Here is a 22,539-nt window from a genome sequence, read left to right on the forward strand (position 1 = left end):
GTTTTTTCCCGCCGTACATAAATATATAGAGTCGAGTTGCGCCGTGAAAAACTCCAGCAGCTATACCGCCATTGCTTATCTGTTCTTGGCCCCCGCCTTGATTCTGATGGGTATCTTCACGTTCTGGCCAGTAGGGTATAATACCTATCTGGCATTCAATAACTACAGCATTGCCGAAGGCACGGCGACCTGGAACAACTTCGAGCACTTCAAGTACATTGCTCAGGAAGAGCTGTTCCACAATGCCCTGAAGAACTCGCTGCTCTATCTGCTGGTTGTTCCGGTGATCCAGATTGCTGCGCTTGTCGTGGCCAAGCTGGTCAACAACAAGCTGCCGGGGATGACCTTCTTCCGCGCGGCTTATTACATTCCCGTCATTACCGCCATTTCGATTGCCGGCGTCGTCTGGGCCAACGTCTACAAGTACGACGGCATGCTGACCTGGCTGCTGCAAGCGCTGCATCTGGTACCGCAAGGTCCGGATGGCCAGATCGACTGGCTGGGCAACCCCGATATCGCGCTCTACATGGTGATGCTGTTCACCTTCTGGAAAGGGATCGGCTACTACATGGTGCTATATCTTGCCGGCTTGCAGGCGATTCCGGGTGAAGTCGAGGAAGCCGCGATTCTGGATGGTGCCAATGCCTGGGACCGTTTCTGGAAAATCACGGTGCCGATGGTCAAGCCGACGATCCTGCTCTGTACGCTGCTGTCGACCATTGCCGCGATCCGCGCGTTCCAGGAAATCATCGTGCTGACCAAGGGTCAGGCCGACACCTATACCGCGCTCTACTACGTATTCGACCAGGCGTTCCGCAACTACAACTTTGGCCGTGGCGCCGCTGCCGGTCTGGTAGTGACCTTCTTCTGCCTGATGTTGTCGGCGATTCAGTTCCGATTCTTCGGCGAAAAGAAGTAAGGAGCGCAACATGTCCGCTAGTCATTCCGCCGAAAAAGTGTTGTCCTCGTCCGCGAAGGACAGCGCTGCGTCTAAAAAAAGGTCTCGCAATATGGCAAACAGTCGTAAGGCTCAGCGTGCCCTGGCGTTGGCCGGTCAATATGCCGGCCTGATCGCCTTCGCCATCTTCACCTGCTTCCCGTTCGTCTGGGCGCTGGCCGTCGGTCTGTCGACCGACCCGTCGAACACGTGGCTCTTCCCCCGTTCGTTCTGGCCGACCGAGCCGGGTCTGATGTGGTTCGAGCGTGTCTTCACGGAAATGCCGTTCCTGAAGTACCTGAAGAACTCGACCGTCATGTCGTTCTGGACCATCGTGTCCGTGGTGGTGATCTCGGTGCTGGCTGCCTACCCGCTGGCCCGGCTGAAGTTTCCGGGGCGTAACCTGATTTTTGTGGCGATCATCGCAACGCTGATGCTGCCGTCCGAAGTCAACATCATCCCGAACTTCATCACGCTGAAGCATCTTGGCCTGCTGGACAGCTATTGGGGCGCGATCATCCCGAACTTTGCCGGCGCGTTCGGCATCTTCCTGATGAAGCAGGCGTTCGAACAGATCCCGCAGGACCTGATCGATGCGGCCCGCGTTGACGGTGCAACCGAGCTGCAGATCCTGTGGCGCGTGATGGTGCCGGTCTCGGCGCCGTCGATTGCAGCCCTGTCGATCTTTACCCTCGTCAATGCCTGGAACGACTACCTGTGGCCGTCGATCGTCATTACGACGCGCGACAAGCTGCCGCTGGCGGTGGGTGTGTTCAATGACTTGACCGGCCCGTTTGCCGTATCGACCAGCCTCGTCATGGCCGCGATCGTGCTGACCGTGTTGCCCGTGCTGATCTTCTTCGCCTTCACGCAGCGTTACTTCATCTCCGGCCTTGATGGCGCGGTGAAGTAATCGATTCGTGATCAGCTAACGCTCAAGAACCGTATTTGCAAGGAAATCGAAAATGGCTTCGGTTACGCTCAAGAATATCAAGAAGAACTACACCAAGGACGTCACGGTCATCAAGGGTGTGGATCTGGACATCCAGGACGGCGAGTTCGTCGTTTTTGTCGGTCCGTCCGGCTGCGGCAAGTCGACCATGCTGCGCATGATCGCCGGCCTTGAAGACATCACCGACGGTGAACTGTTCATAGGCGATACGCTCGCCAACGACGTGCATGCGTCCAAGCGTGGCATCGCGATGGTGTTCCAGTCGTACGCGCTGTACCCGCACATGACCGTTGCGCAGAACATGGGCTTCGCCCTCAAGCTGGCCGGTACGCCGAAGGCGGAAATCGACGAGCGCGTGAACAAGGCGGCCGACATCCTGCAGATCACGCATCTGCTGGAGCGCAAGCCCAAGGCCCTGTCTGGCGGTCAGCGTCAGCGTGTCGCGATCGGTCGCGCCATCGTTCGTGAACCCAAGGTCTTCCTGTTCGACGAGCCGCTGTCGAACCTCGATGCTTCGCTGCGTCTGAACATGCGGGTCGAGCTGTCCAAGCTGCACCAGGACCTCAAGACCACGATGATCTACGTGACCCACGACCAAGTCGAAGCGATGACGCTGGCCGACCGTATCGTCGTGTTCAACGCAGGCGTCATCCAGCAGGTCGGTACGCCGCTGGAAATGTACGAAAACCCGTCGAACCTGTTCGTTGCCGGCTTCCTCGGTTCGCCGAAGATGAACCTGCTTGAAGCGCAGCTCGTCGGTGTCGAGCAGGGCGCGGCCGTGATGCGCCTGCCGAAGGGCATCACCGTGCGCAGCGCGGTCGACGCCAGCCGCGGCAAGGTCGGCGACAAGGTCACCCTGGGCATTCGCCCGGAACACATCCAGCTGGCCGACCCGCAAGATGCCAACGCGATTCCGGCGCGTGTCGACCTGATCGAACACCTCGGCGACATCGTGCTGGCCTACATCGAAATCCCGGGCATCAACGAGATCATCTGCCTCAAGCTGCCGGGCCACATGACCGGTCTCAAGTACGGTGACAGCGTGCGCATCGCTTTCCCGGAAAAGAACGTGCTGCTGTTCGATGCCGAAGGTCTGGCGTTCAAGCGTTCAGCCTGATTCCGTTCGCCTCGAAGGAAAAGCCTGCCATTCGGCAGGCTTTTTTTTGCCCGGTATCGATGGGGCAAGCACGGCAAACCGGGTTCGTCCCGTGTGAATTTAGAATGCATGGGATGTTGAGGAGAGTGCAATGACGATCAAGGCATGGATGGTGACGCTGATGATGCTGTGTACCGGGCTGGCCAACGCGACGGACAAGGTGCAAAAAATCCGCACGCCTTATCTGGAAGGCTGGGAGCAGGTGCCGCTGGCCGTGATGGAAAAGCAGGCTGCGGATTTCCCCGGGACCTACTGGCTCGAGGGCCCCGGCCAGCGCAAGCAGATTGCGCTGACCTTCGATGACGGCCCGAGTGCGAATACGCCCGAGCTGCTGAAGGTGCTGAAAAAGCACGGCGTTCATGCGACCTTCTTCTGGCTGGGTGCTCAGGTCGAGCAGAACCCGGCCATCGCACGCGAAGTGGCCGCACAGGGGCATACGATTGCCAATCATTCGTACAACCACCCGTATTCGAGCAAGCTGATCCCGGCGGTGTTCTGGCGCGATCAGGTCGAAAAAACGCAGCAGATCATGCAGCAGACGCTCGGTTTTGCGCCGACGCTGTTCCGGCCGCCGTACGGTGACATCAGCGATGCCGAAGTGCGCTGGCTGCAGGAGCGCGACATGAAGGTGATCAGTTGGTCGATCGATACCCGTGACTGGTGGGTGGCGTGGAAGAAGGGCGACCCGGCCGAAATCGAAAAAATGGTCACCGACTATCTGCATCCGGAAGCCATCGTGCTGATGCATGACGGCGGCGGCGCGCGCGACCGGACGATTGCCGCGGTCGACGCGATAATCCCGAAGCTGAAGGCACAGGGCTATGCGCTGGTCACGGTCGATGCCTTGCTCGGCGTGCCGGGCAAGCAGGTGCTGGTGCCGGCTGCGGCAGCGAAGTAGGCCAAGAAAAAAGCCGGTCATTGACCGGCTTTTTTATGCGCTGCGGATTTACACCCGCTCGGCGACGTAGCGCTTCAGTGCATCGACGTCGGCTTCGAGCGTATCGAAGCGCTGCGGCAGTGCTTCCAGCCCGGCGAGGTGGGCAGGACGCTGCGGTTCGGTACCGAGCGCCTCGATCATCGTCGCTTCGAACTTGGCCGGCAGCGCAGTTTCGAGGATCAGCATCGGTACGTTCGCATCGCGGTGCGCCTTGGCCGCCTTGTAACCGTCGGCGGTGTGCGGATCGATCTGTACGCCGTATTTCTGGGCGACTTCGCGGATGCTGGCGAGCCGGTCGGCATGGGTGCTCTTTTCCGAGCGGAAGCCGTAGGCGTCGTGCATGCGCTTGAAGTCGCCCTCGGACAATGCAAAGCCGTCGGCCTTCTCGACCTGTTGCCAAAGTGCGGCAAGCTCGTCGCCGTCGCGGCCGATCAGGTCGAATACGAAGCGCTCGAGGTTCGATGCCTTGGTGATGTCCATCGACGGGCTCGACGTTTCATAGGTGCGGTCGAGGCCGCGCGGCTGGTAGCGGCCGGTCTTGAAGAATTCGTCGAGCACGTCGTTTTCGTTGGTCGCGACGACCAGATGGCGGATCGGCAGGCCGAGCTGGCGCGCGATGTGGCCGGCGCAGACGTTGCCGAAGTTGCCCGACGGCACGCAGAAGTCCACGGGGTCGCCGACCTTCTTGGCGACGGCGAAGTAGCCCTTGAAGTAGTAGACGACCTGGGCGATCACGCGGCCCCAGTTGATCGAGTTCACGGCGCCGATCTTGTGTCCGGCCTTGAATGCGGCGTCGTTGTTCACCGCCTTGACCATGTCCTGGCAAGCGTCGAAGAAGCCCTTGACCGCGACATTGTGGATGTTCTCGTCCTGCAGGCTGAACATCTGCGCGCGTTGGAACGGGCTCATCTTGCCGTACGGCGACAGCATGACGACGTTGACGCCGGCTTTGCCGCGCATCGCGTATTCGGCGGCCGAACCGGTATCGCCCGAGGTGGCGCCGACGATGTTGATCGTTTCGCCGCGTGCGGCCAGCACGTACTCGAACAGGTTGCCCAGGAGCTGCATGGCCATGTCCTTGAACGCCAGCGTCGGGCCGTTCGACAGTTCCTGCAGGTAGAGGTTGTCCTCCAGCCGGGTCACCGGAGTGATCTCGGCTGCACGCGCCGGATCACGCCCGTTGCAGTAGACCTCGGCGGTATAGGTCTTGGCGATCAGTGCTTTCAGGTCGGCGGCGGGGATGTCGTCGACGAAGTGCTCGATGATCTGGAAGGCTAGGTCGGCGTACGACAGCGTCGACAGGCGCTCGAGCGCGTCGAGGCCGAAGCGCGGATAGGCTTCGGCGATGGCAAGGCCGCCATCGGGTGCCAGACCGCCGAGCAGAATGTCGGAAAACGATTGCGGGGCCATGCCGCCGCGGGTCGAGATGTATTTCATGATCGGCTCGATTCGACCGCACGATAGTGCTCGACGGTCGGGAAGGGGTCATAGAAATGATGCAGGAGGGCTTTCCACTGCTGGTACTGGGGCGAGCCGCGAAAGCCCTGCGTGTGCGCTTCCAGTGAGTTCCAGCGCACAAGCAGGACATAGCGATTGGGCCGTTCGAGGCAACGTTGCAGCTCGTGCTCCAGATAGCCGTCGATGGTGCTGATCAGGGCTTGCGCGACGCCGAAGGCCGACTCGAAGTCGGCCTCCCGTCCGGGAGTCACGTCAAGGTGGGCGACTTCCAGAATCACGCGAAGGCTCCCGGTCAGCCGTTCAGGTGCTCGAGTCGCAGCTTGACGATCTTGCCGTTGATGGTGTCGAGCGCTTCGATCTTCGCCAGTGCGGCGTCGACGTTTTTCTCGATCGCCAGATGGGTGATGATCACCACATCGTCGTGGCCGTCGTCGCTGGTCGCATCGTTCGGACGCTGCAGCATCGCGTCGACCGAGATCTGCTGGTCGGCAAGAATGCGGGTGACGTCGGCGAGCACGCCGGTCTGGTCGCGCGCGTTCAGGCGCAGGTAGTAGCAGCTCTCGACTTCGCCGATCGGCAGGATCGGCAGGTCGGCCAGTTGCGACGGCTGGAACGCCAGATGCGGCACGCGGTGTTCCGGGTCGGCGGTATGCAGGCGGGTGATGTCGACGAGGTCGGCGATGACCGACGAGGCGGTCGGTTCGGCACCGGCGCCCGGGCCGTAGTACATGGTGGCGCCGACAGCGTCCCCCTTGACCAGCACGGCGTTCATCACGCCGTCGACGTTGGCGATCAGGCGCTTGGCCGGAATCAGCGTCGGGGCGACGCGCAGTTCGATGCCGGTGTCGCGGCGGCGGGTGACGCCGAGCAGTTTGATCCGGTAGCCGAGCTCCTGCGCGTACTTGATGTCAGCGGCCTGCAGCTTGCTGATGCCTTCGAGGTAGGCCTTGTCGAACTGGACCGGGATGCCGAAGGCGATCGCGCTCATGATGGTGAGCTTGTGCGCGGCGTCGTGGCCTTCGATGTCGAAGGTCGGGTCGGCTTCGGCATAACCGAGGCGCTGCGCTTCGGCCAGCACGTCGGCAAACGCGGCACCCTTGTCGCGCATCTCGGTGAGGATGAAGTTGCTGGTGCCGTTGATGATGCCGGCAACCCATTCGATGCGGTTGGCGGTCAGGCCTTCACGCAGTGCCTTGATGACCGGAATGCCACCGGCGACGGCGGCTTCGAAGGCGACGATGACGCCCTTTTCCTGTGCCTTGGCAAAGATCTCGTTGCCGTATTCGGCGATCAGCTTCTTGTTGGCGGTGACGACGTGCTTGCCGTGCTCGATCGCGGTCAGCACCACGTCCTTGGCGATGGTGGTGCCACCGATCAGTTCGACGACGATGTCGATGTCGGGATGGCGGGCGACGGTCAGCGCATCGTCGACAACCTCGACATCGCTGCCACAGACTTCGCGCGCGCGCGCGACGTCGCGGTTGGCGGCCATTTTCACGGTGATCGGCCGGCCGGCGCGGCGGGCGATTTCTTCTGCATTGCGTTTCAGCACGGTGGCAGTGCCGCCACCGACGGTGCCGACGCCGCACAAGCCTACATAGATCGGTTTCATCACGGTCAACCCTCGGGCCTGTCAGGCCATTCTCAAATTTTTCTTGAAGCTGTAGGAAGCGATGCTCATCCCTTCCCGGAAATAAAAGCGGTGTGCACCGGCGCGCTGCACGCCCGAGTCGAGCGCGAGGACGTCGCAATCGTGTGCATGGGCCCGCTCGGTGAGCCAGGCGAGGAGTACGCGGCCGACGCCTTGTGAGCGTGCGGCCGCGTCGGTGACCAGATCGTCTACGTAAAGACGCCGGCCTTCATAGGTATTCTCGATCAGGCGCCAGAGCGCGAGTCCGAGGACGCGTTCACCGTCGACCACGATGACCAGACGGGCACCGGCAGCGCAAACCGCCGTGATCCGGCCGGTGTAGTCATCCGGCAGCATCGGGCGCAATTGCCGGTGCACCGGTTCGGTTGCAGCGAGCCATTCGGGTGCGATCAGCGCGCCCTGGTCGTCGGTGAGCGGCAAGACCCGCATTATGCGGTACCGTGGCGTTTTCGGTAAGACGCCAGGAAGCGGTCGAGCCGGCCGAGCGCATCGCCCAGATCATCGGTGTTGGGCAGGAACACCACGCGGAAGTGGTCGGGCTGATGCCAGTTGAAGCCGGTGCCCTGCACCAGCAGCACTTTTTCCTGCTGCAGGAAGTCGAGGATGAACTGCTGGTCGTCGGCGATCGGATACACGTTCAGGTCGAGCTTGGGGAACATGTACAGCGCGGCCTTGGGCTTGACGCAGCTGACGCCGGGCATGGCGTTGAGCAGCTCGTGCGCCAGATCGCGCTGCTTGGCGAGCCGCCCGCCCGGGGCGACGAGGTCATCGATGCTCTGGTAGCCGCCGAGTGCGGTCTGGATCGCGTACTGGCCGGGCACGTTGGCACACAGGCGCATGGTCGAGAGGATGTTCAGTCCCTCGATATAGTCGCGGGCGATCTTCTTGTTGCCCGATACGATCATCCAGCCGGCGCGATAACCGCAGGCGCGGTAGTTCTTCGAAAGGCCGTTGAAGGTGACGAACAGGATGTCGTCGGCGAGCGACGCGATCGAGGTGTGCTTGGCGCCGTCGTACAGCACCTTGTCGTAGATTTCGTCGGCGTAAATGATCAGCCCGTGCTCGCGGGCGATCTGCACCAGCTCGAGCAGGACCTCGTCCGGGTACAGTGCGCCGGTCGGGTTGTTCGGGTTGATGATGACGAGGGCCTTGGTCTTGTCGCTGATCTTGGCGCGGATGTCGTCCAGCGCCGGCAGCCAGCCGTTGGCCTCGTCACAGAGGTAGTGGCGCGGGCGGCCGCCGGCCAGACTGACCGCGGCGGTCCACAGCGGGTAGTCCGGCATCGGCACCAGCACTTCGTCGCCATTGTTCAGCAGGCCCTGCATCGCCATCACGATCAGCTCGGACGCGCCGTTGCCGATATAGATGTCGTCGACGGTGACGCCGGCGATGTTCTTCTCCTGCGTGTAATGCATGATCGCCTTGCGCGACTGGAACAGGCCCTTGCTGTCGACGTAGCCCGACGCGTTCGGCAGGTTGCGGATCACGTCCTGCACCACTTCTTCCGGCGCGTCGAAGCCGAACGGCTGCAGGTTGCCGATGTTCAGCTTGATGATCCGGTGGCCTTCCTCCTCCATCTGCCGCGCTCGCTCCGGAATCGGACCACGGATTTCGTAGCAGACGTTGAGCAGTTTGTTCGACTTGAGGATGGCTTCCATGACGCGCTGGCCGATAGGGTGTAGAGGAACTGACCATTCTAGCGAAAGAATCATGCTGCGGTGCATACAGCGTGGCACGACGATGCGGAGCACAGTTCGGCTAAAATGGCCGCACCGCTTTCCGGACCCCGACCATGAAACTGCACCACACCATGACCGAGCACCTGAACCAGTTCGCCAGCTATGGCGAGGGCTTCGTCAAGGTCAACGATGTCCGCTACGAGGGCAGCCTGATCGTGACGCCCGACGAGATCCGCGAGTGGCGGCCGGCGAGCTTCGATGCGCTGACGCCGGACGATTTCGCCACGCTGCTCGAACTCAAGCCCGAGCTGGTGCTGTTCGGTACCGGCAGCACCTTGCGTTTCCCGCATCCGCGCCTGACCGCCGCGCTTGCCGCCGCCCGGGTCGGCTTCGACCCGATGGATACCGGTGCAATGTGCCGGACCTTCAATATCCTCACCGCCGAATCGCGGCGGGTGGTTGCAGTCGTGCTCGGCGGCTGAAAACCGGACCCGGTCTCGTCGACTGCGCCTTCAGGTGTTGGCGCCTTTGCCTGACGGGATGGGCTTCGGATTGACGCGCTCGAAACGGGCCGGCCAGATGCCGGCCCGTTTCGTTTCTGCCGCTTGCCGGTTCGACTTGTTGAATAGAACATTCGTTCTATATCATCAAGGAATGGACAAGCAAAACTCCAGCCTGGGCGACGTGCTCAAGCATCCGGCGATCTGGCGTGGTGACGGCCGTGCCACGGTGCCGGCCTGCGTGCCGAGCGGTCATCCGGCGCTCGACGCGGTATTGCCGGGCGGCGGCTGGCCGCTGGCCAGCGTGACCGAAATCGTCGCCGCCCGCCCGGGGACGGGGGAACTGGCTCTGTTGTGGCCGATGTTGCGCCACTGCACCGGCCAGAGCATTTGCCTGATCCAGCCGCCGTTGCTGCCGTACGCGCCGGCGTGGGCCGCGGCCGGGATCGCGCTCGAGCGGCTGGTGTGGCTGCGCCCCGGCGATGCGGCCGGTGCGCTCTGGGCGATGGAACAGACGCTGCGCGAACCCGGTTGCGGTGCGGTGCTCGGCTGGATCGACGGTGTCGACGACCGGGCGGCGCGACGCCTGCTGCTGGCGAGTCGCGAGGGCGGGGCTTGCGGCTTTCTGTTGCGCACCCGACCGGGGCAGACCTCGCCGCTGCCGTTGCGCCTCGGCGTTGATGCGCTCCCCGGTGGCGTGGCCGTGCGGGTGCTCAAGCGCCGCGGCCCGCCACTGGTCCCTCCCATCATGCTGACGGAGACAAGCCATGCTCTGGCTGGCCTTATACCTGCCCAGGCTACCGCTGGACGTGTGTCCGGCCATCGCAACGCCGCCTAGGCCGCGTCTGGTGGTCGAGTCGGTCGGCCGGCTCGAACGGGTGGTTGTGGCCGATGCGCTGGCGCAGTCGCTCGGCATCCGCGCCGGGATCAGGCTTTCGGCCGCGCTGGCCCTCGTCAACGAACTCGAAGTGCACCGGCGCAAGCCGAATGCGGAGGCCGAGGCACTGGGCGCGCTGGCGTGCTGGGCGCAGCAGTTCACGCCGACCGTCGTCATCGCCGGACCGGCCATGCTGCTGCTCGAAGTGGCGGGCTGCCTGCGCTATTTCGGCGGGCTGGCCGCACTGCGATCGCGCATCGAAGCGGGGCTGCTCGATCTGGCCTATTTCGTGCAGACCGCGTGCGCGCCGACGCCGCTGGCAGCGTACTGGCGTGCCGAGTGTGGCGAGGCGGGGGCGATTACCGAACTGGCCGGCGTCCGTACCGGCATCGCCGCCTTGCCGCTGTCGGTGCTGCCGCTGGATGCCCGCCAGCACGACGGGCTGGCGCAGCTGGGCGTGGTGACACTGGCCGACCTGCTAGCGTTGCCGCGCGCCGGCATCGGCCGGCGTTTCGGCAGCGAGGTCGGCCTGTGGCTCGACCGGGCGCTAGGTCTGGTCGCAGACCCGCGCACGGCCTTCGTGCCACCCGACCGCTTCATCCGCTGCATCGACCTCGATTATCCGTTCGAACACGTCGACGTGTTTGTCCGGCTGGCCGAACGCCTGCTGGCCGAACTGGCCGGCTATCTGGGCGGTCGCGGTCTCGGCGTGCAGTCGGTGTCGTTCCGTTTTGTCTATGACGATGCGCCGGCGACGCTGCTCGACGTCGGCTTCGGCCGGCCGTTGCGACGGCTCGACGAGATGCTGGCGGTGCTGCGCGAACGCGCCGAGCGGATCGTGCTCGATGCCCCGGTATTTTCGGTCGAGCTGCGGGCCGAGCGATTGCACGCGCTCGACGGTCAGGCGCTTTCCCTGCTCGACCAGCGCCAGCAGCACGGCGATCTGCCGCTGTTGCTGGCGCGGCTGCGCGCCCGGCTTGGCGACGATGCGGTCTGCGCCATCGCGACCGTCGCCGACCATCGCCCCGAACGGGCGTGGCGGCTGGCCGGGGAGGGCGAGGCGGCCGTGCCGCCGCCCACTGGCGAGTCGTCCATCGGCGAGCGTCCGGGCTGGCTGCTGCCCGAATCGCAACCGCTGGCCGTGCGCAACCAGCTGCCGTGGCATGACGAGCCGTTGCGCTGCATCGGCCGCGCCGAGCGGATCGAGGCCGGCTGGTGGGACGGCGGCGGTGCGATGCGCGATTACTGGCAGGCGCTCGGGCCATCGGGGCGGCGCTACTGGATCTATCAGGACCGGCACAGCCAGGACTGGTGGCTGCACGGGATCTTCTGACGTGGATGCCATGCTTGCGGGCGTGGTGCCGCCGGCGTATGCCGAGTTGCACTGCCTGTCGAATTTTTCCTTCCAGCGGGGCGCGTCGCACGCCGAGGAGCTGGTCGAGCGTGCGCGCGATCTGGGCTACACGGCGCTGGCGATCACCGACGAATGCTCGCTGGCCGGGATCGTTCGCGCCCACCGGGCGGCCAAGGGCAGCGGCTTGCAGCTGATCGTCGGCGCCGAATTCACGCTGAATGACGGACTGCGCCTGATCCTGCTGGCGCCGGACAAGGCTGCCTACGGCGATCTGGCCGAGCTGATCACCCGTGGCCGGCGCAATGCCGGCAAGGGCCGGTATTGCCTGAGCCGGGCCGATGTCGCCGATTTTGCCAGCCGCTTGCTCGCGTTGTGGTTGCCGCCCACCGAACCGGACCCGGCCGACGGCCGCTGGCTGGGCGGGCATTTCTTCGCCCGCAGCTGGATTGCCGCCGAGCTGCTCGCCGGACCGGACGATCGCAGCCGGCTGCTGCAACTGCAGTGGCTCGCCGAGCAAACCGGGCTGGCGTGCGTCGCTGCCGGTGACGTGCACATGCATGTGCGGGCACGCAAGCCGCTGCAGGATGTACTGACGGCGGTCCGGCTCGGCAAGCCGGTGGCGCAGTGCGGCATGGCGCTGCAACCGAACGCCGAACGCCATCTGCGGCATCGCGCCCGGTTGGCGCAGGTGTACCCGGCGGCGTGGCTGGCCGAATCGGTGACGATTGCCGCGCGCTGCAGCTTCCGGCTGACCGAGTTGCGTTACGAATATCCGGACGAACTGGTGCCGGCGGGCCTGACGCCGGCGGCGCACCTGCGCGCGCTGACCGAGACCGGGCTGGCGCGGCGTTACCCGGCCGGCGCAACGGCCAAGGTCGTGGCGCAGGTCGACACCGAACTCCGGCTGATTGCCCGGATGCAGTACGAGGCCTACTTCCTCACCGTCGAGGACATCGTCGCCTTTGCCCGCAGTCGCGGCATCCTGTGCCAGGGGCGCGGTTCGGCGGCCAATTCGGCGGTGTGCTACGCGCTGGGGATCACCGAGGTCGACCCGGAAAACGGCAATCTGCTGTTCGAGCGTTTCGTCTCCAGCGAGCGCGCCGAGCCGCCGGACATCGATGTCGATTTCGAGCACGACCGGCGCGAAGAGGTCATCCAGTATCTGTACCGCAAGTACGGCCGCGACCGTGCCGCACTGGCGGCGACGGTGATCACCTACCGAACCAAGTCGTCGCTGCGGGATGTCGGCCGGGCGCTCGGCCTGTCCGAAGACCAGCTCGACCGTTTGACGCGTTCGCTGGCGTGGTGGGATGACCGGAAGGCGCTGGCGCAACGGATGATCGAGGTCGGCCTTGATCCGGACAGCCTGCCGGTACAGCAGCTGCTGCAGCTCACCGGCACGTTGCGCGGTTTTCCGCGCCACCTGTCGCAGCATGTCGGCGGTTTCGTCATCTCGCGCGGGCCGCTTTCACGGTTGGTGCCGATCGAGAACGCGGCGATGGTGGACCGGACCGTGATCGAGTGGGACAAGGACGACCTCGACGAGATCGGCCTGCTCAAGGTCGATGTGCTGGCATTGGGGATGCTGTCGGCGTTGCGGCGCACGCTACAACTGGTCTCAAGCCTGCGGCAGACGCCGATGAGCCTGCAGCAGATTCCGCGCGAGGATCCGGCGGTTTACGCGATGCTCAGCCGTGCCGACAGCATCGGCGTGTTCCAGGTCGAAAGCCGGGCGCAGATGAGCATGCTGCCGCGGTTGCGACCCGAGACCTTCTACGATCTGGTGATCGAGGTCGCCATCGTCCGGCCCGGGCCGATCCAGGGCGGCATGGTCCACCCGTACCTGCAGCGCAAGCAGGGGCGGGAAAAAGTGACATACGAGAGTCCGGCGATCGAAGCCATACTCAAGCGCACGCTGGGCGTGCCGATTTTCCAAGAACAGGTGATGCAGATCGCCGTTGTCGCCGCCGGCTATTCACCGGGTGACGCCGATCAGTTGCGCCGGTCGATGGCGGCCTGGCGGCGTACCGGCAAGCTGGAACAGCATCGCGAGCGGCTGATCGGCGGCATGCTCGAACGCGGTTATTCGGCCGATTTCGCCGAGCGCATTTTCAGGCAGATCGAAGGCTTCGCCGAGTACGGCTTTCCCGAGTCGCACGCGGCGAGCTTCGCCATCCTCGTCTACGCGTCGGCATGGCTCAAGTATTACGAACCGGCGGCGTTCTGCTGCGGACTGCTCAACTCGCTGCCGATGGGTTTCTACTCGGCGTCGCAACTGATTCAGGATGCACGCCGGCACGGTGTCGAGGTCCGGCCGATCGATGTCCAGCTGAGCGGCTGGGATTGCACGCTCGAATATTCGGGCGAATCGGTGGCGGGCCGGCAACCGGCGGTACGGCTCGGTTTGCGGCAGGTAAAGGGATTGGGCGAAGAAACCGGGCGGCGCATCGTTGCCGCGCGGCCGGCGGGTGGCTACGCCTCGGTCGATCAGCTGCTGCGGCTGAGTGGGGCTGACCCGCGCGCGCTGGCGGCGCTGACCGAATCCGATGCGCTGGCCGTGCTCGCCGGTCACCGGCGCGAGGCGTGGTGGCAGGTCAGCGGCGCGGGTGTGCAGCAGGATCTGGCGCTGGTCGAGCCCGATGCCGTACCGGCACTGCCGCCGCTGTCACTGGGAAAGGACATCGTCGCCGACTACCGTGCGACCGGACTGAGTCTGCGCGCGCATCCGGTCAGCCTGCTGCGCTCGCGGCTGAAAAAAGAAAGATTGCTGACCGCGGCAGAACTGGCGGCGGCACCGAACGGCATGCCGGCACGTGCCTGCGGTCTGGTCGTCGGCCGCCAGCGTCCTGCGACGGCGACCGGTGTGGTCTTCGTCACGCTCGAGGACGAGACCGGCAACGTCAACGTCATCGTCTGGAGCGATCTGGCCGAGCGGCAGCGGCGCGAGCTGCTCGGTTCGCAGCTACTGGCGGTTTACGGCGTGGTGCAGCGCGAGGGCGACGTCGTGCACTTGCTGGCGAAACGGCTGGCCGACAGGAGCGACTGGCTGGGCGAGTTGCAGGTCAGCAGCCGCGACTTCCACTGAGGCTCAGGCGCGCCGGCGCTGACGCGCACGCACTACCAGACTGGCGAGCAGTGCCGCCAGCGGCCCGACCAGCAGCAGGTCCCAGAGCGGGATGAACAGCAGACCGATGGCGGCGGTCGACGAACGCGACAGGTAGAACACGCTGTAGAGCATGCAGGCGTCCGCGAGCAGGCAGGCCAGCGCATAGGCAACGCCGGGCAGGGGGCTGCCAAGCGTGAACGCGTGCCGCTTGCCGCCGGCGGGATACGGGCGCATCAGCCAGATCGCGACCGCGTACGGTGCACACAGCCACAGGTAAAGCCCCACGGCGAAAGGTGTGAGCCCGTCGGCAAAGCGCAGCAGCATGCCAAAGTGCAACAGCGGGCCGAGCAGCGCCAGCAGCACGGCGGTGACGAGGGATGCGATACGCATGAGGTTCTCCTTGAATCCCGGGTCGCCCGGCCCCCGATGGTGCTTAGCCGCGAATCAGGGCGTGTGGCATCCGGTGCCGTTCGACACCGTCGATTTCCACTTGCCAGTCGCAGCCTTGTCGTTGCCAGCGCAGATCGGCGTGATCGGTGCTGGTAAAGCGGTTGTTGCGGAACTGCAGCACGCGGAATGCGCCGGTCTGGCCGCTGCGTGGCAGCCAGACCTCCGTGATCGCGCGGCGTGGCGGCGCAGTTTCATCGCCGACTCCCGGCTGCGCCGCTCAGCGGCATCGGGCGGCGTCGACATTGGTCAGCTCGGCGTAGCGGCCGTTGGCGGTCGCGACCCGAACGCATTGCTGCGCCTGCTCGTTCCACCACAGTGTGTAGCTTTTGCCGTTGCGCTTGTAGCCGTCGACATTGCTGAAGCCGCGCTGGGTCAGCGCCGTTTCGCCACCGGCGGCGCGCGCGTCGACCAGATCCGATACGTCGACCGCTGCGCTTTGGGCTGGCTTTGCGGCAGCTGCGCCGTTGATGGCGAGCTTGAGCGTGTACGCGCTGGTCTTGCCCGACGACGCGGCGGCGCCCATCTGGTAGACGCGCACGGTGTAGCTGCCGTCTTGCGGCAGCGAGACGCTGGCGTGACTGCCGTTGATCGAGCCGTTGTACAGCGCGGCATCGCTATCGGGTGGCAGAACGTTGAAGTAGACGCTGCCCGGTTTGAGGTCGACGACGAGTGTCTGGCCGGCGCGTGCGCCGAGCACGTAGTCGCGTACATCCTTGCCGGCGAGCTTGTGCTGGAACTGGGCCGACGAAGCGCCGCGGGCGAAATGGACGGTCTGGGTCGTATCGGCAGCATGTGCGGCCGCCGGAAGGGATACTGCAATAGTCATTACGATGAGCGAAGCGCGAAACATAAGGGTTCTCCTTGGCACCGGATGACCGGCGCCGCGAGTGATGGGTCAGCGGGGAAGCCAGGGGGTGTTGCTGATCAGGGCAACGCGGAACTCGCCGAAATTGCAGCCGAGCACGCACTTCATCGACACGATCGAGAGCCAGGCGCCGAGTACGGAGCCGATGGCGCCAATGGCAAGTCGTGGTACTTCGCCCGGCGAACCGGTTTTGCCCAGCATGTAGGCCGCGATCACGCCGGCCGAGATGCCGAACACCATTGCCGCAAGCAGGCCGAGCACGAATACGCGCCATGTATACGCCCACCAGACCCGCATGGCCCTGCGCCAGGTCATTTCCAGTTCCATGATTTCTCCTTTGGCCAAGCGGCCTGTTGAAGCAAACGCCGCTCAGGCGCAGTTGTTGGCATCGACGACGTTGACCCGGTCGTAGCGGCCGTCGCGGGTGACGACCTGCACGCACTCGCTGGCGCGCGGGTTCCACCACGTCGTGTAGGCGTTGTGCCAGCCCTTGCTGCCGTCGATATTGCGAAAGCCGCGGCTGGTCAGGTCCGACTCGGCGTACGACGCACGCACGCCGACGAGGTCGGAAACGTCGACATAAGCATCGCGGCCGTGGCGATGGTGGCGACCGGCATGCTGGCGGTTGTATTCGTCGATGCCGGCGTTGTAGCCGGAGGTATAGGCATCCCCGCCGTTGCTGCTGCTCCGGTTGTTCAAGCCGTCCTGATAGCCCTGCTGGTAGTCGTTCTGGTTCGCCTGATCGTTGTTGCCGTCGTGGTGGTGCTTGTTGTGGTTGTACAGTGCGACGCCGCCGATCAATGCCGCCGCGCCGGCCGCCAGCGCCAGTGCGGTGCCCTTGCTGATGCCGCCACTGCTCGCGTATTGCTGGCACTCGTGGGCAATCGTCGGCTGCACCGCGACATAGCGGTCGCTCTTCTCCGACGTGACCAGACAGTCCTGGCGATCGCCGTTCCACCAGCTGACCCAGTTGCGGTCGCTGCCATTCTCGGTATGCACCTGCTGGTAGCCGTTGTTCTGCAGGATCTGCTCGGCGGTATCGGACCGGGTGCCGATCAGCGTATCGGTATTGAACGCCGGCGAGGCCACGGCGAGCAGCGGGTTCAATGCCAATGCCGAAGTCAGCAACGCGGCAAGCGGAAATCGGTAGCGATTCATGATCGGACTCCTTGGTCGGGATGGGTGAATGGTTGAATGAACAGTTGAATCCGTATCGGGCCGGTCAATTGACACTGGCAATGGCGGAAACCGGTCGGCAGGCCGACCAAGGTCATTGGCCGATTGCGGTGCGCCAATTCACCAACGAGGCAATCGGCCATTGCGCCATGCGGTGAATCGCCCGGCCGTTTGTCATTGCGCTTGTTGAAGGCGCACCGAATGCGGTCATGACCGATGCGCCAGCGATCGGGCTGTTCGCTCTCCGCGATACGGTGATGTCCTGGACCGGCGTCAAGATCGGCATGCGGGTGTCGGGTAGGATGAATGCGCAACATGCGGCCTCCTGCAACGTGCCCCGATGAGGGCGGGTCGTCGATGCAGCCCACTCTGGCGGCGGATGCCAGGCGGGTAAACACATAAAAAATTATTAAAACTAATCAAAGGCGCCGTTCCGACGGCGCCGAATGCCTGGACCAAGGCCGGCTATGATGTTTGCGTCCGTGTCGGCTGCCGGCGCGTGTCCCGGCCTGCGTACCGTGAATTTGCACAGCAAGGAAAAGGGTTTGACCACCACCTGTTTGCGCTTCGGCTCGTTCGTGTTCCAGCCCGGGCTTCGCTACCTGATCCGGCAGCAGGGCGGCGGAGAGCCGGTGCGCGTTCGTCTTGCCGGCGCCGAAGCGGCAATCCTGGCCCGTCTGCTCGAATGTCCCGACGTGGTCTGCAGCAAGGAAGAACTGGTCGGTATCGGCTGGGACGGACGCCCGGTCAGTGCCAATTCGCTGCCGGTCGCCATTGGCAATTTGCGCCGGCATTTGCACGTGGCACCGTACGAGGTGGAAATCCGCAATCTGCCGCGTCAGGGTTATTTGCTGACGCTGGCCGTACCGCTGCAATGCGATCTTCCGGATAGGGCGGACATTGCCGAGCCATCCGGGCCGACCGTGGAAAAGATCCCGACGGCGGATTTGCCGGCGGCAATTGCCGAACCGATACCGTTACCGGCCGGCACCGCAAGCAAATGGCAGCGTCGACTGGTGCTGGCCAATATCGTGATCGGATCGGGGGCTTTGATGCTGGTCCTGATCAGTGCCCATGAATGGATTCCGATTCATTGCAGCCAGGACGGGCAGGGCACGATTTGCGCGGTGGCCGATCCGCGGGTCTCCGACGCCGAGGTGCCAGCACAAAGGCAGGGCAAGCTGGTCCTGATGTCCGGGCAGGTGGTGCAAACGGTCGAACCCGAGGCGCAGGTGCAGCCATGAAACGAATCCATCTGGCGCTGTGGCTGCTGCCGCTGGCGGCGTTGCTGACTGTGGGCTTTGTGATCGTCAACAGCCTGGGCTGCAACTACGAACTCAGGATCAACCATCGCAATCTGAGTTACTACGGCGTCTGCCGCTTCGGCGACGTCACCTTTCTCGAGTCCGACCAGCAAACCGGTTCGCAGTGGTCGGTGTCGGCGTACCAGATCTCGATCGCCAATCAGCTGATCTTCCTGGTCCGCGAGCGCCGGCAGCTGCGCGACGGCGCCGGCAGCGTGCAGTTGCTTGACGACTACAACCACACCCAGAACCAGTACCTGCTGGTCAACTATGCCTGGATGCCGGTCGACGATGGCCGGATCGCGCTGTTCCAGACTTCACCGCACCACGACGTCTGGCTTGGCAAACGTGACGGGCCGATCGACCTGATGGATGCCCTGTTCCCGCGCCAGCCGCCGGACTGGCGCACCAAGGCGGCTCAGTAGATCGCCCGTGTCCGTGGCATCAGCGCTTGCGCCAGATCGGCCGCCAGCGTGTCCAGATCGTCCAGTCCGAGGTTGCCGGTACTGATGCGGATCGCCGGCGGGCTGGCGAGCCGGAACGGCTGACCCGCCTGGACCGCCCAGCCGAGCGATGCGAGGTGCTGGACCGTGGTGGTCTCATTGGCGACCGGCACCCACAGGTGCAGCCCCTCGCCGTGATCGACCACGTCGATACCGTGCCGGTGCAGACCGGCCTGCAGCGCGCTCCGGCGCGAGGCATAGGTCTGCCTGACCAGCGCCAGCGCGTTGTCGTCGAGCATGCCCTGCCATGCTCGCGCGACGACGCGCTGCATGAGCGGGCTGACCCAGCGTGGCGCGAACGAATGCCGGCGCATCATCGTTTTCAGCACCGGGCCGTTGCCGGCGGCGAATGCCAGCCGTAGTTCCGGCCCGAGGAATTTGCTCACCGACAGCACGTATACCCATTCGCACGAAAAAATCTGCAACGGCGGTGGCGGCACGGCGCTCAGCGCGCCCCAGTGATCATCGATCACCAGCAGACAGTCGGCCGACCGTGCCAGTGCGAATTGCCAGGCTTGCCATCGCTCGCGCGAGTAGCTGACGCCGGTCGGATTATGGGCGCGGGCGGTCAGGATCACCGCGCAGGCATCCTGCAGGGCTGCCGCGCTTGGCACCTGTGCGCCGGCGGAATCCACCGGCAGCGGGACCGGTTTCAGCCGCAGGCTCACCAGCAGCGCCAGCAGCGGTGGCCAGCACGGATCTTCGACCAGCACCTTCATCCCGGGGCGGCAGCGCTGGATCAGCGCACGTTCAATGGCGTCGAGCACGCCGGAGAACACCGCAACCGGGCTGTGGCAGCCCGCCGGTTCGAACATCCAGCGCTGCGCCAGCGCCAGCAGCGCCGGATCGTCCTCGCCGGCATCGTAACTGGTCAGCGGGCTGGTCGCTGGCAGCCAGTCCGGTTTCAGGCGCGGTAGCAGCCGGTCGTCGACATTGCCCGATGCCAGATCGCGCAAGCCGGCCGGTACCGCCATGTCGATCGCCGCATGAACGACCTCGTCCGCGACATGGGTACCGCGTCGGCCATCGGTCACGATGGTGCCGGCGTCGCGCAGCATTTTGTACGCCGAGGCGACGGTATTCGGGTTGACGCCCAGCTGGCCGGCCAGCACGCGAACCGACGGCAACTGGTGGCCAGGCTTCCACTGGTCGAACCGGATCATCCGGTCGATGGAGGCGACGATCTCGAGGGCTGTGCTTCCTTCCAGCATTTATGTACTCATTCAAAATAAATTAAAAACAAAACAAAAGCAGATGACGCCAGCCCCACCAGTGTTGCAGATTTTTCGAGGAGAGATCCAGTTTGCTTGTTGCAGACCCGTTCAGGCCGCGGTTCTGCTCATTCTTACAGAAATTTCCCGGAAGGTTATTAGCATAGCGTACATCGATATCGTCATTTCAATGTCAAGAAAATAAAATAACAACAAGCTTGACGAAAGCATTCTGGCATCATTTAATGAACTAGTTCATAACGATTAATGAACTAGTACAAAATTACGGGGTTCGAGGTTGGCATGGCTCTGAACACCCGGATTCCGGCTGCATGACACGCAGCAGCACCCTGCAACTTCAACGCAGTATCTGCATGAGGCACTAACCCATGGCTTACTCAGAAACGGTACGTGAAGACTCGGTCGCAACCATGCTCCAGCGGCTTTCGGCGCTCTGGCGGACGCGTGCTGCGGTCAATCAGGGGCCCGGCGACTACGCCGGCCTGGTCCTGGACGCGGAAAAGCACGATTTCAGCGAGTCGCTGCTGCCATTCAAGGACCACGAGGCATGGCGGTCGGCGCCTGCGGCGCTGAAGTCGCAGTGCCTGTCCTACGCGTGGGGGATCTACAACCTCAAGACGATCTATATCGAGTGCGACATCGTGACGCCGGCGTGCGAAGACCTGATCAAGGCGCCGCCGGGCTTTACCAAGAACCGCGAGCTCATCCAGGACGTGATTTCCGAGGCCTTGCTCGACGAGGCCTTGCATACCCGCATGTCGATCGGTGCGTGCAACTACATCTACCGCGAACGCGGCCTCACCCCGCTGGATTTCGAGGACTTCAATCTGGTGCGCTGGCGTGACGAGGCACTCGCGACTTGCGGCGCCGAGTGGGAGCGCCGGCTGACGCGCTTCGGCATTGCGTGCGCCAGCGAGACGCTGATCACCGATTACCTGAAGACCATGGCCGAAGACCAGTCGATCCAGGCGATTTGCCATCAGGTCACCCGCACCCATGCCGTCGACGAGTGGAGCCATTCGAGCGTGTTCAGCTTCGTTGCCGCGGATCTGGTCCACGGCCTCAGCCAGAGCGAGCGGCAGCATCTGCGCACCATCATCCAGAAGACGGTGCAACTGTTCGCCAACAACGAGCTGGGCGCGTGGCGCGCGGCATTCGATCTGGTCGGCCTGCCGGATTCCGACGCGATCCTGAACGATACCGGCGACAGCAACGAGATCGGCGTTTACACCGATTCGGTCGAAGCGCTGATCGAGCGGATCGGCCTGGCCGACCGCAGCGTACGCGCAGCAACCTCGTTGCCGGCAACGCAGGCCTTGGCGGAGGCGACATCATGAGCACGGTACTGCATGCACGCTGCGAGCAGGCGCATACGGAAGCCGGCGGCGTGAAGGTGTTCACCTTGCGCGCCCAGAACGTCCTGAGCGATCTGCATCCTCACCTCGAACCCGGCGCGCATGTCGCGATCGAATACCCGGATACCCGCGGCATCACGCAACAACGCTGCTATTCGATCGTTCGTCGCCCGGCGCACGACACCTTCGAAATCGCCGTCCGGAAAACCGGCAACCAGGGCGTCTCGGACAGCCTGCACGCGAGCCTGAACGCCGGCGAGACGCTGGCGATCAAGTACGCGGCCAGCCATATCAACGTGGGCACGGTCGCCTCGCTGCGGCGCGTGCTGATGCTGGCCGGCGGGATCGGCATCACGCTGCCGATCGCGCTGATCCGCGAACTGGCCAAGCTGGCACAGCAAGGCCAGCCGGTGCCGCGTGTCGACCTGTGCCTGTGCACCAAGTCCATTTCGGCGGTGCCGTTCCTGCACGAACTGCTGGAGCTCGATCTGCGCAGCCCGTGGTTCAGCGTCCGCATTTTCGTCACCGGCGATGCCATCCAGTCACGGACGCCGCACTTCCATGCCGGCCGGCCGAGTGATGCGGATCTGGTCGAGCTGAACCAGCTCGACGCCGTGGTGATTTGCGGCAGCCACCAGTTCGCCAGTGCGCAGCAGGCCGCAATGCGGCGCCTGCATCCGGGGGCCAAGGTGCTGATCGAGTCGTTCACGCCACCCGCCGCGGCCGAACCGATCGTCGTCGACGCCGCGCTGGCGGCGCCGCAACTGGCGATCGCCGGGCTGGACCGGACGCTGCGCGCCGATCCGCGGCAGAGCGTGCTCGACCTGCTCGAGGAACACCGGATCCCGATCAAGAGCCAGTGCCGTTCGGGGATTTGCGGCAGTTGCCGGATCAAGATCGTCGACGGCGAATGCCGCCGCGAGGCCGACTTCGCGCTGAGCCCGGGCGAACAGGCCGAAGGCTATGCGCTGGCGTGCTGCACCTACCCGACGCTGGCCACCTTGACGATCGCCCTTTAACCCACTGACCGACCACGCGTCGAGGAGC

Annotated in this window: 24 protein-coding genes; 12 read left to right on the top strand and 12 right to left on the bottom strand. The window is 64.2% G+C overall.

The window, feature by feature from the left end:
- Positions 1-43 precede the first annotated feature (43 nt).
- The 4 genes from JMJ54_RS13170 (at position 44) to JMJ54_RS13185 (ending at position 3,943) form a co-directional block, all read left to right on the top strand.
- On the top strand, positions 44-919 hold the full coding sequence (locus JMJ54_RS13170; RefSeq protein WP_308438003.1) for a carbohydrate ABC transporter permease: 876 nt from the start codon (positions 44-46) through the stop codon (positions 917-919).
- Between the two features lie 91 nt (positions 920-1,010).
- A complete protein-coding gene (locus JMJ54_RS13175; RefSeq protein WP_239000078.1) occupies positions 1,011-1,850 on the top strand; it encodes a carbohydrate ABC transporter permease in 840 nt (279 codons plus the stop codon).
- Between the two features lie 52 nt (positions 1,851-1,902).
- Positions 1,903-3,006 carry an ABC transporter ATP-binding protein gene (locus JMJ54_RS13180; RefSeq protein ID WP_203539014.1) on the top strand — a complete coding sequence of 368 codons (1,104 nt, stop codon included), beginning with the start codon at positions 1,903-1,905 and terminating at the stop codon, positions 3,004-3,006.
- Between the two features lie 130 nt (positions 3,007-3,136).
- Positions 3,137-3,943, top strand: a complete 807-nt coding sequence (locus JMJ54_RS13185; protein ID WP_203539015.1) for a polysaccharide deacetylase family protein — start codon at positions 3,137-3,139, stop codon at positions 3,941-3,943.
- Between the two features lie 48 nt (positions 3,944-3,991).
- On the opposite strand, the gene thrC is transcribed toward JMJ54_RS13185, so the two are convergent.
- Genes thrC through JMJ54_RS13210 form a run of 5 tightly spaced genes read right to left on the bottom strand, consistent with a single transcriptional unit; the run spans position 3,992 to position 8,749 of the window.
- Positions 3,992-5,419 carry a threonine synthase gene (gene thrC / locus JMJ54_RS13190; protein ID WP_203539016.1) on the bottom strand — a complete coding sequence of 476 codons (1,428 nt, stop codon included), beginning with the start codon at positions 5,417-5,419 and terminating at the stop codon, positions 3,992-3,994.
- On the bottom strand, positions 5,416-5,718 hold the full coding sequence (locus tag JMJ54_RS13195) for an antibiotic biosynthesis monooxygenase family protein (protein WP_203539017.1): 303 nt from the start codon (positions 5,716-5,718) through the stop codon (positions 5,416-5,418). Before JMJ54_RS13195 ends, thrC begins: the two co-directional genes overlap by 4 nt.
- A 14-nt stretch (positions 5,719-5,732) precedes the next feature.
- Positions 5,733-7,052: a homoserine dehydrogenase gene (locus JMJ54_RS13200; RefSeq protein ID WP_203539018.1), complete on the bottom strand. Its 1,320-nt coding sequence runs from the start codon at positions 7,050-7,052 to the stop codon at positions 5,733-5,735.
- Positions 7,053-7,073: 21 nt separating this feature from the next.
- Complete coding sequence (locus JMJ54_RS13205) at positions 7,074-7,520, bottom strand: GNAT family N-acetyltransferase (RefSeq protein WP_203539019.1); 447 nt, start codon at positions 7,518-7,520, stop codon at positions 7,074-7,076.
- On the bottom strand, positions 7,520-8,749 hold the full coding sequence (locus JMJ54_RS13210; RefSeq protein WP_203539020.1) for a pyridoxal phosphate-dependent aminotransferase: 1,230 nt from the start codon (positions 8,747-8,749) through the stop codon (positions 7,520-7,522). Before JMJ54_RS13210 ends, JMJ54_RS13205 begins: the two co-directional genes overlap by 1 nt.
- 134 nt (positions 8,750-8,883) lie before the next feature.
- On the opposite strand from JMJ54_RS13210, the gene JMJ54_RS13215 reads away from it, so the two are divergent.
- The 4 genes from JMJ54_RS13215 (at position 8,884) to JMJ54_RS13230 (ending at position 14,586) form a co-directional block, all read left to right on the top strand.
- Positions 8,884-9,252 (top strand): Mth938-like domain-containing protein, encoded by a 369-nt coding sequence (locus JMJ54_RS13215; protein WP_203539021.1) that lies wholly within the window; start codon positions 8,884-8,886, stop codon positions 9,250-9,252.
- A gap of 172 nt (positions 9,253-9,424) precedes the next feature.
- On the top strand, positions 9,425-10,108 hold the full coding sequence (gene imuA / locus JMJ54_RS13220) for a translesion DNA synthesis-associated protein ImuA (protein WP_203539022.1): 684 nt from the start codon (positions 9,425-9,427) through the stop codon (positions 10,106-10,108).
- Positions 10,038-11,480 (top strand): Y-family DNA polymerase, encoded by a 1,443-nt coding sequence (locus tag JMJ54_RS13225; RefSeq protein ID WP_203539023.1) that lies wholly within the window; start codon positions 10,038-10,040, stop codon positions 11,478-11,480. Before imuA ends, JMJ54_RS13225 begins: the two co-directional genes overlap by 71 nt.
- A 10-nt stretch (positions 11,481-11,490) precedes the next feature.
- The gene (locus JMJ54_RS13230) at positions 11,491-14,586 is read left to right on the top strand and encodes an error-prone DNA polymerase (RefSeq protein ID WP_203539073.1); all 3,096 of its coding nucleotides are present in this window, start codon (positions 11,491-11,493) and stop codon (positions 14,584-14,586) included.
- 3 nt (positions 14,587-14,589) lie between these two features.
- Here JMJ54_RS13230 and JMJ54_RS13235 read toward each other — a convergent pair whose 3' ends face one another.
- The 6 genes from JMJ54_RS13235 to JMJ54_RS13260 all read right to left on the bottom strand — a co-directional run bounded on the left by JMJ54_RS13235 (position 14,590) and on the right by JMJ54_RS13260 (position 17,415).
- On the bottom strand, positions 14,590-14,997 hold the full coding sequence (locus JMJ54_RS13235) for a hypothetical protein (RefSeq protein ID WP_203539024.1): 408 nt from the start codon (positions 14,995-14,997) through the stop codon (positions 14,590-14,592).
- Between the two features lie 43 nt (positions 14,998-15,040).
- Entirely contained in the window at positions 15,041-15,178 is a 138-nt protein-coding gene (locus JMJ54_RS13240; RefSeq protein ID WP_203539025.1) for a hypothetical protein, read from the bottom strand.
- A 96-nt stretch (positions 15,179-15,274) separates the two neighbouring features.
- The gene (locus JMJ54_RS13245; protein ID WP_203539026.1) at positions 15,275-15,883 is read right to left on the bottom strand and encodes a hypothetical protein; all 609 of its coding nucleotides are present in this window, start codon (positions 15,881-15,883) and stop codon (positions 15,275-15,277) included.
- Positions 15,884-15,952: 69 nt separating this feature from the next.
- Positions 15,953-16,249 (bottom strand): GlsB/YeaQ/YmgE family stress response membrane protein, encoded by a 297-nt coding sequence (locus JMJ54_RS13250; protein ID WP_203539027.1) that lies wholly within the window; start codon positions 16,247-16,249, stop codon positions 15,953-15,955.
- A gap of 42 nt (positions 16,250-16,291) precedes the next feature.
- Positions 16,292-17,080 (bottom strand): hypothetical protein, encoded by a 789-nt coding sequence (locus tag JMJ54_RS13255; RefSeq protein ID WP_203539028.1) that lies wholly within the window; start codon positions 17,078-17,080, stop codon positions 16,292-16,294.
- Positions 17,077-17,415 carry a hypothetical protein gene (locus tag JMJ54_RS13260; protein ID WP_203539029.1) on the bottom strand — a complete coding sequence of 113 codons (339 nt, stop codon included), beginning with the start codon at positions 17,413-17,415 and terminating at the stop codon, positions 17,077-17,079. The genes JMJ54_RS13255 and JMJ54_RS13260 overlap by 4 nt, the downstream gene beginning before the upstream one ends.
- A 165-nt stretch (positions 17,416-17,580) precedes the next feature.
- Here JMJ54_RS13260 and JMJ54_RS13265 point away from each other — a divergent pair, with 165 nt between their 5' ends.
- Both JMJ54_RS13265 and JMJ54_RS13270 read left to right on the top strand, forming a co-directional pair.
- Entirely contained in the window at positions 17,581-18,342 is a 762-nt protein-coding gene (locus JMJ54_RS13265; RefSeq protein WP_203539030.1) for a winged helix-turn-helix domain-containing protein, read from the top strand.
- Positions 18,339-18,827 carry a hypothetical protein gene (locus JMJ54_RS13270; RefSeq protein WP_203539031.1) on the top strand — a complete coding sequence of 163 codons (489 nt, stop codon included), beginning with the start codon at positions 18,339-18,341 and terminating at the stop codon, positions 18,825-18,827. Before JMJ54_RS13265 ends, JMJ54_RS13270 begins: the two co-directional genes overlap by 4 nt.
- Here JMJ54_RS13270 and JMJ54_RS13275 read toward each other — a convergent pair.
- Positions 18,821-20,116 carry an aminotransferase class I/II-fold pyridoxal phosphate-dependent enzyme gene (locus JMJ54_RS13275; RefSeq protein ID WP_203539032.1) on the bottom strand — a complete coding sequence of 432 codons (1,296 nt, stop codon included), beginning with the start codon at positions 20,114-20,116 and terminating at the stop codon, positions 18,821-18,823. The genes JMJ54_RS13270 and JMJ54_RS13275 overlap by 7 nt on opposite strands.
- A gap of 389 nt (positions 20,117-20,505) precedes the next feature.
- Here JMJ54_RS13275 and JMJ54_RS13280 point away from each other — a divergent pair, with 389 nt between their 5' ends.
- Together JMJ54_RS13280 and JMJ54_RS13285 are read left to right on the top strand one after the other, a co-directional pair.
- A complete protein-coding gene (locus JMJ54_RS13280) occupies positions 20,506-21,474 on the top strand; it encodes a diiron oxygenase (protein WP_203539033.1) in 969 nt (322 codons plus the stop codon).
- On the top strand, positions 21,471-22,511 hold the full coding sequence (locus tag JMJ54_RS13285) for a 2Fe-2S iron-sulfur cluster-binding protein (protein WP_203539034.1): 1,041 nt from the start codon (positions 21,471-21,473) through the stop codon (positions 22,509-22,511). The genes JMJ54_RS13280 and JMJ54_RS13285 overlap by 4 nt, the downstream gene beginning before the upstream one ends.
- Positions 22,512-22,539: the final 28 nt, after the last annotated feature.

This window comes from Jeongeupia naejangsanensis (genome assembly GCF_016865585.1).
In the GTDB taxonomy this organism is placed as follows: domain Bacteria; phylum Pseudomonadota; class Gammaproteobacteria; order Burkholderiales; family Chitinibacteraceae; genus Jeongeupia; species Jeongeupia naejangsanensis.